This window comes from Enterobacter cloacae complex sp. HYC003_NIDB (genome assembly GCF_056673375.1).
This window is the reverse complement of sequence record NZ_CP114220.1, coordinates 3,076,958-3,090,249: the sequence shown is the minus strand read 5'-3', so window position 1 is coordinate 3,090,249 and position 13,292 is coordinate 3,076,958. Positions and strand designations below refer to the sequence as shown.

Genomic DNA, 13,292 nt, shown 5'->3' with positions numbered 1-13,292 from the left:
GTCGTGGCAAATCTCACGATCGAAATGTTATCAGAGGGAACCGATTACGATTTCGGCGATTTCGATTGTGGTGAACCCTCGCTAAATGCCTTCCTTACCGAGCACCTGGTACGTCAGCACGGCGGGCGTATTTTACGCGGCTACCTGCTTAAAGAACGCGACCATCCGCGTGTCCTGGGCTATTACACACTCTCGGGAAGTTGCTTTGAAAAAGCGATGCTTCCTTCAAAGACTCAGCAGCGCCGCATCCCATACAGCAACGTCCCCAGCGTGACGCTGGGGCGTCTGGCTGTCCATAAAGAACTCCAGGGAAACGAGTGGGGAACAACGCTTGTCACACACGCTATGCGCGTTGTTTATCTGGCGTCGCAGGCTGTTGGCGTCCACGGAATTTTTGTGGATGCGCTTAACGAACGGGCCAAACGATTTTATCTGAAGCTGGGGTTTATCCCGTTGGCAGGTGAAAACAGCAGTTCGCTGTTCTTCCCCACGCAATCTATCGAACGACTGTTTGAGCAGTCGTGATCGCTCTTAAGGAACATGCACGTCGGGTAAGGCGTCGCCGTCACCCGACGTGCAGATTTCATGGATCCTGAGTCGCCACGGCGCCCTGCGGCGCGGCAGCCACCCGGCGGCTCAGCAGGGCGTTGAGCAGGATCGCGCCGAAGGTCGCCGTGCCAATCCCGCCCACCGTAAACCCGCCCAGCGTCAGGGCGAAATCACCCGCCCCCAGCACCAGCGTTACCGCCACCATGATCAGGTTACCGTTCTGGCTCAGATCAACATGATTCTGCACCCAGATACGTGCCCCTGCCACGGCAATCAGACCAAATACCACAATCGAGGCGCCGCCAATCACGGGGGCCGGGATGGTGTGGATCAATGCGCCGAATTTCGGGGAAAAGCCGAGCAGCATCGCCATCACCGCCGCCGCCACGAAGACCAGCGTCGAGTAGACTTTGGTCACAGCCATCACGCCGATGTTTTCCGCGTAGGTCGTCACGCCGCTGCCGCCGACCGAGCCGGAGAGCATGGTCGCCAGACCGTCTCCCACAAACGCCCGCCCCATATACGGATCCATATTGCGCCCGGTCATTCCCGCTACGGCTTTCAGGTGGCCCAGGTTTTCAGCCACCAGAATCACCGCGACAGGCGCGATGAGCATCATCGCCTGAGCGTTAAAGGTGGGTGAGGTCATCTGCGGCAGGCCGAACCAGGCGGCCTGGTGAATCAGTGTGAAATCAACCGGTTTGCCGAGACCGAACACGTTCGCCAGCAGCGCGTAGACCAGACAGGCCGCAATCAGCCCGACCAGGATCAGCAGACGCTGGATCATGCCGCGCGTAAAGACCGCCACCACGCCGATGCACAGCACCGTTATCACCGCCATCCAGCTTTCAAACGGCGAGCCGGATACGCTCTTCACCGCAATCGGCGCGAGGTTCAGGCCTATCGCCATCACCACCGCCCCGGTGACGACGGGGGGCATCATCCGCTCGATCCAGCGCGTGCCGACTTTCATCACCACCAGACCGGTCAGGGTGTAGACCAGCCCACAGGCGATAATGCCGCCGAGGGCCACGCTCAGGTTGGGGTTAATACCCTGACCGTTAAACCCGGTCGCTGCAATGACCACCCCCACGAAGGCGGCGCTGGAGCCCAGATAGCTGGGCACACGCCCGCCGGTGACAAAAAAGAACAGCAGGGTACCCATACCCGACATCAAAATGGCGAGGTTAGGATCCAGCCCCATCAGCATGGGCATCAGCACCGTCGCACCAAACATCGCGACCGCATGCTGCACGCCCATCACCATGGTCTGCCCGAGCGGGAGCCTTTCATCCGGCGCGACCACGCCTTCTTCTGTGGAGGTCGATTTCAACTGCCAGTGGGGAAGTCCGAACATGATCTGTCTCCTGAATGCGGATTAACAGGCGGGTCGCATAAGTGCGTGATAGCCGCGGTCGAACCACACCAGCCCTTGCGGCGCCGGGTGGCGTACAATGGATACGATGTCGCAAAACAGAATGTCGTGAGTGCCAACGCTCACCACCTGGCTGATGCGGCAGTCGAACGAGGCCAGCGCATTTTCCAGACGCGGGCAGCCCGTGTCGCCTGTCTGCCAGCGGGCAGCGGCAAAGCGGTCCGCCATCGGCGTTTTTCCGCCAAACAGGTTGGATAAAGGCTCCTGTCCGGCACTCAGCGTGTTAACGCACAGGGTGCGGTTCTCGCTGAAAATCGGCCAGACCGACGCGCCGCGGTTCAGGCACACCAGCAGGGTAGGCGGGGAATCCGTGACGCTGCATACCGCGCTGGCGGTGAAGCCCGCCAGGCCTGCCGGGCCGTCGGTGGTAATGATATTGACCGCTGCGCCGACGCAGGCCATAGCGTCGCGAAAGGTTTGTTTATCCGGTGTCATCACGTTCGCTCCTTACGCCAGCCCGCAGGCATCGTCAAAGGCCAGACGCGGCAGGCGTCCGTAAAGTTTGGTCGTATCGCCATAGCCGATGTTAATCAGCAGATTGCTTTTGAGTAGCGTGCCCGTGAAAAAGGCCGCGTCCACTTTTTCCCGGTCAAAACCCGACATCGGCCCGGTGTCCAGCCCGAGCGCGCGGCAGGCGAAAATCAGGTACGCGGCCTGCATTGAGCTGTTGCGAAAGGCGGTCTCTTCCGCCAGCGCGGGGCTGGAGGTAAACCAGCTTCTGGCATCGCCGTGTGGGAACAGTTCAGGCAGGCGCTCATAAAACTCGCTGTCCCAGGCGACAATCGCCGTGACCGGGGCAGTGAGCGTTTTCTCAAGGTTGCCGCTGGAGAGCGCCGGGCGCAGCTTCTCTTTTCCTTCCGGGCTTCGCACAAACACAATGCGCGCCGGGGAGCAGTTGGCGGACGTCGGCCCCCATTTCATCAGGTCATAAATCTCGCGCAGCGTCTCGTCACTGACCGGTATATCCAGCCAGCCGTTATGGGTACGTGCGCCGGTAAACAGCGTTTCCAGCGCGGCGGGCGTGATGGCTTCGCTCATTCAAGCTCCTTACAAAGCGGGTTCTGGGCTGTGCAGCAGGCTGGCAAGCCCGTTCAGCAGCAGAGTGTTAAAGATGTCCGGCGCGGTCACATTGCAGGCATGCCCGCCCTGGCGCATGACCGTTTTGCGGGCGTGCGGGAGGGCGGCGTGCAGTTCAGCGGAGCAGACGGACGGCACCAGCAGATCGTCGGTGGAACAGATAATCTGTACGGGGCAGCGAACGCGTGCAGCGTGGCGGCTGAAATCGGCCTGTTTCAGGGCATGCAGCCTGCGCAGCAGATTGGCTTTGCCCTGAAAATGGGCCAGCGCCAGCGCGTGCTCGGCCTCCAGCCGCGGGGCGCGGGCGGCCATCCAGTCTGCCGGGTAGAGGAACAACGGCTGTGCCTCTACCCACGCCTGCGCGCCGCCCGCATGCAGCAGACGTTCGCGAACGTCAAAACAGCGGCGGGTATGGGCATTGAGGGTCAGCCAGCCGTTGACGCAGACCAGCGCGGTGAGGGCGTCGGGCTTATCGATGGCCAGCCGCAGGCCGACCAGCGCCCCCAGCGCGTGGCCGACCACGCAGTAACGGGCGATCCCGGCCTCGGCTAACGCCAGCGCAAGCTCGTCAGCCATGTGTGCGAGGGTGTAGTCTTCCGGCAGGGTATCCGGGTTATTCCCCGTGCCCCGCTGGTCGTAGCACACCACCTGATACTCCTGCCCCAGCACGGCGAGCTGGGGCAGCCAGTAGCTGCCGCTGCCGCCGAGCCCGGCAATCAGCACCACCACGGGCGCGCCCGCAAAGGGGGGCGGTGAAATGGACAGTTTCATGGCCGCCTCACTTCGCGATGTGCGCAACGGTGGCAATTTCAACCAGCGCTTCGGGCTTTACCAGCCCGCACTGGATGCAAAACCGCGCCGGTTTATCGCTGGGGAAAAACTCCGCGTAAATCTCGTTAATCGCGGCGTAGTTTTTCCAGTCGGTGATAAAGATGCTGTTGAAGGTCACGTCCTCCATAGTGCCACCCGCCGTTTCGATCACGGTTTTGATCGTCTCCAGCACGTGGCGGGTTTGCGCCTTTGGGTCATCGATAAACACCACGTTGTTGTCTTTATCAAACGGCAGCGTGCCCGATACATACACCACGCCGTCGGCGAGGGTGCCGGGCACAAACGGGGCAATCGGGGTGCTGGTGCCCGGCGGAATAATCACGGATTTCGGCATAGCGGTTCTCCTCAGGCGATGCGGGCGAGCGGGGGATCCAGCGCGTCGCAGAAATCATTGACGTTACTGACCCAGCCAAAAAAGGTTTCGATATTGAACAGGGCGGCTTTCTGGGCAAAATCCGGCCCGGCCTGATGGGTGGCATCCTCCAGTACCACCCCAAAATACTCGAGGAAAAAGCCGTCGCGCAGGGTCGACTCCACGCACACGTTGGTGGCGATGCCGGTGAACACCAGATGACGAATGCCCCGGCTGCGCAGCAGGCTGTCGAGCGGGGTATTGAAAAAGCCGCTGTAGCGCGGTTTCGGCAGCACGATATCGCCGGCCTCCGGTACCAGCTCATCCACCAGCTGATAATCCCAGCCGCCTTTCGCCAGCAGCGTGCCCTGGAGTTCGGGCCGTTGGCGCATGGTTTTCAGGGCGTTGGATTTGTGAAAGTTGGGTGAGCCGGGACCGCCAGCCTCGACGTACTGGTCGTCCCAGCCGTTCTGGAACCAGACGATCAGCATGCCCGCAGCACGTGCGGCGCTCACGGCGGTTTTGATGTTCTCAATCACCGGCTGCGTGGTGGAGACGTCAAACCCGGCCAGATCCAGATACCCGCCTTTACTGGCATAGGCGTTTTGCATATCCACCACGATCAGCGCGCTGCGCTGCGCGTCTAAGGTAATGGCTTCCGGGCGAGCGTTGAGGGTCGTCATTACGCCACCTCCTTCGTCACGGCAGGGATGTGGGCGCGGCACTGCATCAGCGGCTGAATGCGCTCGCCGAAAGTTTCCACGCCGGTGAGAAAATTATCGAAGGTCAGCAGCACGCCTTCGGCGCCGGGCACGGCAGCCACTTCGTCGAGCATTCTGGCCACGCTGGCATACGAGCCAACCAGGGTGCCCATGTTGATATTGACGGCAGACGTCGGGTCGGCCATCTGGCGAACGTTGGTGTCCGCGCCGGAGCGGGTATCCTTCTGGCTCTGCTCGGTAAGCCAGCTCAGCGCTTCGTCATCCGCGCCGTCCTTGTATCGTTCCCATTTGGCGCGCGCGGCGTCGTCGGTTTCGTCGGCAATCACCATAAACAGCACGTAGGAGCCCACGTCGCGCCCGGTTTTGTCGGCGGCCGCTTTCATACGTGCCGCGGTGGGCGCGAAGGCGGCCGGGGTGTTAACGCCTTTGCCGAAGCAGAAGTTGAAGTCGGCGTATTTCGCCGAGAATTCCATTCCCGCGTCGCTCTGTCCGGCGCATATCACCTTCATCGGCACCGACGGCTGCGGGCTGACGCGGCAGTCGTTCATGGTAAAGAAGTCGCCTTTGAAATCGCTTTTGCCGGTGCCCCATAGATCGCGCAGCACCTGCACATATTCAGTCAGGTAGTCGTAACGACGGGAGAAGTAATCGTCCCCCGGCCAGATCCCCATCTGCTCGTACTCCGGCTTTTGCCAGCCGGTGACCAGGTTAACGCCAAAGCGCCCGCCGGAGATGGAGTCGATGGTGGAGGCCATCCGCGCCACGATTGCCGGGGGAAGGGCAAGGGTGGCGGCGGTGGCGTAAATCTGGATGCGCGAGGTTACCGCCGCCAGGCCCGCCATCAGGGTGAAAGACTCCAGGTTGTGGTCCCAGAATTCGGTCTTACCGCCGAAACCGCGCAGCTTGATCATCGAGAGCGCAAAGTCGAAGTGGTAGTGCTCCGCTTTCTGCACGATGGCTTTATTCAGCTCAAAGGTCGGCATGTATTGCGGGGCAGTGGTCGAGATAAGCCAGCCGTTGTTGCCGATCGGTACAAATACGCCAATTTTCATCACGAACCTCTCTTCATTACGTCGCAGGTGTCACGATGTTTTTGCAAAGGCAGTGCCAGTTTTGAAAATCACTTTGTTATTAATGTGTTAAATGATGGTTGTTAAAATTAACAGCGAAAATGTGGACTGGATGGTCAAAATCATTGCACAGAAAACAGGCACTCATGCGCGCTGAGGGTGCAGAAGGTCGTGGCGAGACGGGGGTTTTGCTATGCTGAGCGCAGGACAGAAAATGGAGAGCGAAAATGACACAAGGCGCAGTGAAAACACCCGGTAAACGTTCGCAGGCGGTGAGCGCCAAGAAACAGGCGATCCTCAGCGCTGCGCTGGAGACATTTTCGCAGTTTGGTATTCACGGTACGCGCCTTGAGCAGGTGGCGGAGCAGGCCGGGGTGTCCAAAACCAATCTGCTCTACTACTACCCGTCAAAAGAGGCGCTCTATATCGCGGTGATGCAGCAGATCCTCGATATCTGGCTGGCACCTCTCAAGGCGTTTCGCGAAGAGCTGGCCCCGCTGGTGGCGATAGAGGAGTACATACGCCTGAAGCTGGAGGTATCGCGTGATTACCCGCAGGCATCAAGGCTGTTCTGCCTGGAGATGTTGCAGGGCGCGCCGCTGTTGCAGGCGGAGCTGACGGGAGATCTAAAGCAGCTGGTGGACGATAAATCGGCCATTATTGCCGGATGGGTCGCCAGCGGAAAACTGGCGCCCGTCGATCCGCATCATCTGATCTTCATGATTTGGGCCTCAACCCAGCACTACGCTGACTTCGCGGCCCAGGTCGAGGCGGTGACCGGTAAAACGCTCGAGGACGAGGCGTTTTTCCAGAGCACCCTGGAAAACGTACAGCGGATGATTATCGAAGGGATCCGCGTGCGCTAGTTTCCCGGCGGAAGAGGACAGCTTAAGTCGCCCTCTTCACACTGCATCAGCGTGGCCAGAAACGCTTCGCGCTCCGCGGTTTTCTCCGCCAGACACTGGTTAACAATCATTGGCTGAACGCTCCCACCTTCCGTACCCGAACCGATAAACGCACAGTCCGCGTCGCGCAGGCTAATCCACGCCTGCTGCGCCTTTTTCAGGAGATCGCGCTGAGGCGCTGCCGCACGTTTGATGGCGGCCTGATACGTCTCGTTGAGCTTTTTATCGGCGGCCTGGTACTGCTGCGCGCTACAGGTGTTCAGTTCAAGCTGGGTGGTCGCGTTATCGCACTCGTCGGCCAGCGCGCTGGCGCTCATGAGCAGGGCTGCACCTGCGAGAAATACTCTTTTCATCATCCCCTCCATGTAAAAAAGCCGGATACGCTGTGCTTATCCGGCCTGGGCTATTTTGTCGCCCCGGTAAGCGTAGCGTCACCGGGGAGAGTTTACACGATTAACCGATTGTCATCAGGCTGGCGTTACCGCCCGCCGCCGCGGTGTTAACGCTGAGCGAGCGCTCAACGTACAGGCGCTCCAGCAGCAGGTTGGTCTCCCCGCGGGCGAAGCCCTGCACCGAGACAATCGCGCCGCTGCGGGCCGCCACCTGCTCGCACAGTTCGCGCAGCTGGTCAGAATCACCGTGGTAGATCACCGCGTCAAACGGCTGGGTCAGCAGGGCATCGGCCTTCGCAAAGCGAATGCGGGCCGAGACCGCTTTTGGCAACTTTTTGGCGAGGTCGCGATGCAGGGCATCTTCCGGCCACAGCACCTCACAGCCCGTTGCCGTTGCGGCTGCCAGCTGCACCAGCGCATCCTCCTCGTTATCCGCCACGCACAGCACACGCTCGCGCGGCATCAGCGTCCAGGTGTTGCGCTCACCGGTTGGACCCGGCAGCAGACGCTGTGTTCCCGCCTGCGCCAGCTCGCCGTACTGCTGTGCAATCGCATGCAGCTCGGGACGATTTTCAGCCCACTTAATCAGCGCGTCCAGCGGCTGGGTCAGCACGGCTTTCACCTGCGCATCCACCGGATATTCCGCGTCCTGACGCGCCAGCGTCACGCCCAGCGCATTTTCCGGACGGTTTGCCAGCAGGCGGTACAGATAGAGCGGACCGCCCGCTTTCGGGCCGGTGCCGGAGAGACCTTCACCGCCGAACGGCTGCACGCCCACGACCGCGCCAACCATGTTGCGGTTGACGTACAGGTTGCCGACTTTAGCATTGCCGGTCACCTGGGCAATGGTTTCGTCGATACGGGTATGCACGCCAAGCGTCAGGCCGTAACCCGAGGCGTTGATCTGATCGATCAGCTCGTTGAGGTTGTTACGGTTGTAGCGCACCACGTGCAGTACCGGACCGAAGACCTCTTTTTTCAGCTCGTCGAAGCTTGCCAGCTCAATCAGCGTTGGCGGCACGAAGGTGCCTGTCTGCCACTCGCGGGCATCTTCGCTGTTCTCGCGCACCGCCTGGAACACCGGACGGCCTTTGGCACGCATGGTCTGAATGTGATTTTCAATGTTGGCTTTGGCTTCCGCGTCGATCACCGGCCCGATGTCGGTGGTGAGACGGCCCGGGTTGCCCATGCGGCATTCCGCCATCGCACCGCGCAGCATCTTCAGCGTGTGGTCAGCCACGTCATCCTGTAAGCACAGTACGCGCAGGGCGGAACAGCGTTGGCCCGCGCTGTCGAAGGCAGAGGCCAGCACGTCAACGACGACCTGCTCGGTGAGCGCGGAGGAGTCCACGATCATGGCGTTCATGCCGCCGGTTTCAGCGATCAGCGGGGTAGGACGGCCCTGCGCATCCAGACGGGTGGCGATGTTGCGTTGCAGCAGGGAGGCCACTTCGGTCGAACCGGTAAACATCACGCCGCGTACGCGGTTATCGGAGGTCAGTTTGGCCCCGACCGTTTCACCGCGCCCTGGCAGCAGCTGCACCACGCCCGCCGGTACGCCCGCTTCCAGCAGAATGTTAATGCCCTGGGCGGCGATCAGCGGGGTCTGCTCTGCCGGTTTCGCCAGCACGCTGTTGCCTGCGGCCAGCGCCGCGGCAATCTGGCCGGTGAAGATCGCCAGCGGGAAGTTCCACGGGCTGATACACACCACCGGGCCGAGCGGACGGTGGGTTTCGTTGTCGAAATCATCGCGCACCTGACCGGCGTAGTAGTGCAGGAAGTCGACCGCCTCGCGCACTTCGGCGATGGCGTTGCTGAAGGTTTTACCCGCTTCACGCACCAGAATGCCAATAAGCTGCTGCATCTGATCTTCCATCAGCACCGCCGCGCGTTCCAGAATGGCGGCACGCTCCTGCGGCGGGGTGGCAAACCAGATTGGCGCGTTGTTCACCGCGCTCTCCAGGGCCTGCTCCACTTCCGCTTCCGTGGCTTCGCGCACGTAGCCGACGATATCCTTCGGCTCTGCCGGGTTGATCACCGGCTGCATTTCACCGTCCTCAACGGACTGCTCAAGGATCGGCCTGGCCTGCCACTTCTGCAATGCGCTGTTTAGCAGGGCAGAAGAGAGCGACGCCAGACGGTGTTCGTTGGCGAGATCCAGACCCGCCGAGTTGACGCGACCTGCACCATACAGCTCGCGCGGCAGGGCAATCTTCGGATGCGGCAGACCAATCTGGCCTTCCTGCGCCGCCATCTTCTCAACGGCCTGTACCGGATCGGCCACCAGTTCGTCCAGCGGCAGGGTGGTATCGGCGATGCGGTTAACGAAGGAGGTGTTCGCCCCGTTCTCCAGCAGACGACGCACCAGGTAGGCCAGCAGGGTTTCGTGGGTACCTACCGGGGCATAGATTCGGCACGGACGGTTCAGCTTGCCGTCGGCCACTTTACCGGTCACTTGCTCGTACAGCGGTTCACCCATGCCGTGCAGGCACTGGAACTCGTACTGGCCCGGATAGTAGTTCTGACCCGCGAGGCTGTAGATCGCCGCCAGGGTGTGGGCGTTGTGGGTGGCGAACTGAGGATAAATCAGGTTCGGCACGCCGAGCAGTTTTTTCGCGCAGGCGAGGTAAGAGACGTCGGTATAGACCTTGCGGGTATAGACCGGATAACCTTCCAGACCTTCCATCTGGGCGCGTTTGATTTCGCTGTCCCAGTAGGCGCCCTTCACCAGACGGATCATCAGGCGGCGACGGCTGCGGCTGGCCAGGTCAATCAGGTAGTCAATGACGAACGGACAGCGTTTCTGGTAGGCCTGGATAACGAAACCAATCCCGTTCCAGCCCGCCAGCTCCGGCTCGAAGCACAGTTTTTCCAGCAGGTCGAGGGAGATCTCCAGACGGTCCGCCTCTTCGGCGTCGATGTTGATGCCGATGTCATACTGGCGCGCCAGCAGGGTCAGGGACTTCAGGCGCGGGTAGAGTTCTTCCATCACCCGGTCGTACTGCGCACGGCTGTAGCGCGGGTGCAGGGCGGAAAGCTTGATAGAGATGCCCGGACCTTCATAAATACCGCGACCGTTGGACGCTTTACCGATGGCGTGGATCGCCTGCTGGTAAGAGACCATGTAGGCCTGCGCGTCGGCGGCGGTCAGCGCCGCTTCACCCAGCATGTCGTAGGAGTAGCGGAAGCCTTTGTCTTCCAGCTTGCGGGCGTTCGCCAGCGCTTCGGCAATGGTTTCCCCGGTGACGAACTGCTCGCCCATCAGGCGCATCGCCATGTCCACGCCCTTGCGGATCAGCGGCTCGCCGCTCTTGCCGATGATGCGGTTCAGAGAGCGCGACAGGTTGGCTTCGTTATGGGTGGAGACCAGCTTGCCGGTAAACAGCAGGCCCCAGGTGGCGGCGTTAACGAACAGGGACGGACTGCGGCCAATGTGGGAGTGCCAGTTGCCGTTACTGATTTTGTCGCGGATCAGGGCATCGCGGGTGGCTTTATCCGGAATACGCAGCAGCGCTTCCGCCAGACACATCAGCGCCACGCCTTCCTGCGAGGAGAGGGAGAACTCCTGCAACAGACCCTGCACCATACCGGCGCGTCCGCTGGCGGTTTTCTGGTTACGCAGCTTGTCGGCGAGCTGATACGCGAGGCTGTGCGCCTGAGCGGCAACGGCTTCCGGCAGGCGCGCCTGCTCCAGGAGCATCGGCACGGCGTCGGTTTCGGCACGGCGGTAGGCGCCGGTAATGGCGGCGCGGCTGACGGACTGCGGCAGGATCTGCTCGGCAAATTCCAGGAACGGCTGGTGGTTCTCTTCAACGGCCGTCGCGGCCTCTTCGCTTTCGTTCGCTGCACCCGCCAGCAGGGCAGGCAGCTCCGGCAGACCTTCTTCACTCTCCAGTCTTTCCAGATAGTTAAAAATCGCCTGCTTGATTAACCAGTGCGGTGTGCGGTCGATGCGGGTCGCAGCGGTTTTAATCCGTTCGCGGGTAGCGTCATCCAGCTTAACCCCCATGGTGGTCATCCCCATGCCAAAACTCCTGTTGTTCTGTAATAGCGTTCTGTTGATAGCGTGAAATATCCACCATGTTGCAACTTTGTGCAACCGTGTTAAATGTGACCTGGTCTGCAAGCTGGAAAATGAATGGATTGTTAACGATTAGTTAGCTGTGAAAAAGAACGTGCGGCGGTTTCTGAGCCCAGTTTTTATGCGGTGCTTAACACTTTTTAAAGGTGCAACCCGTAAAAGCGTGAGCGAGTGCAACCTATAGGAAAGACGTATAAAACCAGGGATGAAATTCATGTAAATGCAGTGTTAAATCGTTTGTCAGTGGGATGCGTATACGGCAGGATAGCGCGCCCAACGGAAACACATACACACATCACTACGTTCCGGTGATGACATAACAAGGCAACCCGGACGGTTGTCGCTCGACATTTTGGAGAATTTGAATGGCTATTAGCACACCGATGCTGGTGACATTTCTCGTTTATATTTTTGGCATGATCCTGATAGGGTTTTTGGCATGGCGTTCAACGAAAAACTTTGACGACTACATCCTCGGCGGGCGCAGCTTAGGCCCGATGGTCACCGCACTCTCTGCGGGCGCTTCCGACATGAGCGGCTGGCTGCTGATGGGCCTGCCGGGCGCGATTTTCATCTCCGGTATCTCCGAAAGCTGGATCGCCATCGGCCTGACCGTTGGCGCGTGGATCAACTGGAAGCTGGTGGCAGGCCGTCTGCGCGTGCACACCGAAGCCAACAACAACGCCCTGACGCTGCCGGACTACTTCACCGGACGCTTTGAAGATAACAGCCGTATCCTGCGCATTATCTCCGCGGTGGTGATCCTGCTGTTCTTCACCATCTACTGTGCCTCCGGCATCGTGGCGGGCGCGCGCCTGTTCGAAAGCACCTTCGGCATGAGCTATGAAACCGCCCTGTGGGCCGGCGCCGCAGCAACCATCCTCTATACCTTCGTGGGCGGATTCCTGGCGGTAAGCTGGACCGATACCGTGCAGGCGAGCCTGATGATCTTCGCCCTGATCCTGACTCCGGTGATTGTCATTTTCACCGTCGGCGGCTTTGGCGAATCGCTGGAAGTGATCAAGCAGAAGAGCATCGAAAACGTCGATATGCTGAAAGGGCTGAACTTCGTCGCCATTGTCTCTCTGATGGGCTGGGGCCTGGGCTACTTCGGCCAGCCGCACATTCTGGCGCGCTTCATGGCGGCGGATTCTCACCACACCATCGTTCACGCGCGTCGCATCAGCATGACGTGGATGATCCTGTGTCTGGCGGGGGCGTGTGCGGTCGGCTTCTTCGGTATCGCGTACTTCAACAACAACCCGGCGCAGGCGGGCGCGGTGAACCAGAACGCCGAGCGCGTGTTCATCGAGCTGGCGCAGATCCTGTTCAACCCGTGGATTGCCGGTATTCTGCTCTCCGCGATCCTCGCGGCGGTGATGTCCACCCTGAGCTGTCAGCTGCTGGTGTGCTCCAGCGCCATCACCGAAGACCTCTACAAAGCGTTCCTGCGTAAGGGCGCGAGCCAGAAAGAGCTGGTGTGGGTAGGGCGCTTTATGGTGCTGGTGGTTGCGCTGGTGGCGATTGCGCTGGCGGCAAACCCGGAAAACCGCGTCCTGGGGCTGGTGAGCTACGCCTGGGCGGGCTTCGGTGCGGCATTTGGTCCGGTGGTGCTGTTCTCTGTACTGTGGTCACGCATGACCCGCAACGGCGCGCTGGCGGGGATGATTATCGGTGCGGTAACCGTTATCGTCTGGAAACAGTTCGCGTGGCTGGGCCTGTACGAAATCATTCCAGGCTTCATCTTCGGCAGCCTCGGTATCGTGGTGTTTAGCCTGCTGGGTAAAGCGCCGTCTGCGTCTATGCAGAAACGCTTTGCGGAGGCGGACGCGCACTATCACTCAGCGCCGCCGTCTAAGCTCCAGGCTGAGTAATTTT

Annotated in this window: 12 protein-coding genes; 3 read left to right on the top strand and 9 right to left on the bottom strand. The window is 60.5% G+C overall.

Going from position 1 to position 13,292, the window contains the following annotated elements; all coding sequences use genetic code 11:
- Positions 1-3 precede the first annotated feature (3 nt).
- The gene (locus O1722_RS14815) at positions 4-525 is read left to right on the top strand and encodes a GNAT family N-acetyltransferase (RefSeq protein ID WP_033487261.1); all 522 of its coding nucleotides are present in this window, start codon (positions 4-6) and stop codon (positions 523-525) included.
- Positions 526-583: 58 nt separating this feature from the next.
- Here the strand turns inward: O1722_RS14815 and rutG are convergent, their stop codons facing one another.
- From rutG to rutA, 7 genes are read right to left on the bottom strand one after another with little or no spacing between them, the layout of a single operon-like run.
- Positions 584-1,906: a pyrimidine utilization transport protein G gene (gene rutG, locus O1722_RS14810; RefSeq protein ID WP_032670921.1), complete on the bottom strand. Its 1,323-nt coding sequence runs from the start codon at positions 1,904-1,906 to the stop codon at positions 584-586.
- A gap of 21 nt (positions 1,907-1,927) precedes the next feature.
- A complete protein-coding gene (gene rutF, locus O1722_RS14805) occupies positions 1,928-2,419 on the bottom strand; it encodes an NADH-dependent FMN reductase RutF (protein ID WP_015570873.1) in 492 nt (163 codons plus the stop codon).
- Positions 2,420-2,431: 12 nt separating this feature from the next.
- Entirely contained in the window at positions 2,432-3,022 is a 591-nt protein-coding gene (locus O1722_RS14800; protein ID WP_017693662.1) for a malonic semialdehyde reductase, read from the bottom strand.
- A gap of 9 nt (positions 3,023-3,031) precedes the next feature.
- A complete protein-coding gene (gene rutD, locus O1722_RS14795) occupies positions 3,032-3,832 on the bottom strand; it encodes a pyrimidine utilization protein D (protein WP_023296287.1) in 801 nt (266 codons plus the stop codon).
- Positions 3,833-3,839: 7 nt separating this feature from the next.
- A complete protein-coding gene (rutC, locus tag O1722_RS14790; protein WP_058686648.1) occupies positions 3,840-4,226 on the bottom strand; it encodes a pyrimidine utilization protein C in 387 nt (128 codons plus the stop codon).
- 11 nt (positions 4,227-4,237) lie between these two features.
- On the bottom strand, positions 4,238-4,927 hold the full coding sequence (gene rutB, locus O1722_RS14785; RefSeq protein WP_023296288.1) for a pyrimidine utilization protein B: 690 nt from the start codon (positions 4,925-4,927) through the stop codon (positions 4,238-4,240).
- A complete protein-coding gene (gene rutA, locus O1722_RS14780) occupies positions 4,927-6,018 on the bottom strand; it encodes a pyrimidine utilization protein A (RefSeq protein ID WP_033487259.1) in 1,092 nt (363 codons plus the stop codon). Before rutA ends, rutB begins: the two co-directional genes overlap by 1 nt.
- Positions 6,019-6,263: 245 nt before the next feature.
- Between rutA and rutR the strand changes: the two genes are divergently transcribed.
- Positions 6,264-6,902: an HTH-type transcriptional regulator RutR gene (gene rutR, locus O1722_RS14775; protein ID WP_033487258.1), complete on the top strand. Its 639-nt coding sequence runs from the start codon at positions 6,264-6,266 to the stop codon at positions 6,900-6,902.
- On the opposite strand, the gene O1722_RS14770 is transcribed toward rutR, so the two are convergent.
- Positions 6,899-7,294 (bottom strand): lysozyme inhibitor LprI family protein, encoded by a 396-nt coding sequence (locus tag O1722_RS14770; protein WP_017384770.1) that lies wholly within the window; start codon positions 7,292-7,294, stop codon positions 6,899-6,901. The genes rutR and O1722_RS14770 overlap by 4 nt on opposite strands.
- A 100-nt stretch (positions 7,295-7,394) precedes the next feature.
- Positions 7,395-11,357, bottom strand: a complete 3,963-nt coding sequence (gene putA, locus O1722_RS14765; protein ID WP_033487257.1) for a trifunctional transcriptional regulator/proline dehydrogenase/L-glutamate gamma-semialdehyde dehydrogenase — start codon at positions 11,355-11,357, stop codon at positions 7,395-7,397.
- Between the two features lie 422 nt (positions 11,358-11,779).
- Here putA and putP point away from each other — a divergent pair, with 422 nt between their 5' ends.
- On the top strand, positions 11,780-13,288 hold the full coding sequence (gene putP, locus O1722_RS14760; protein ID WP_017384768.1) for a sodium/proline symporter PutP: 1,509 nt from the start codon (positions 11,780-11,782) through the stop codon (positions 13,286-13,288).
- Positions 13,289-13,292: the final 4 nt, after the last annotated feature.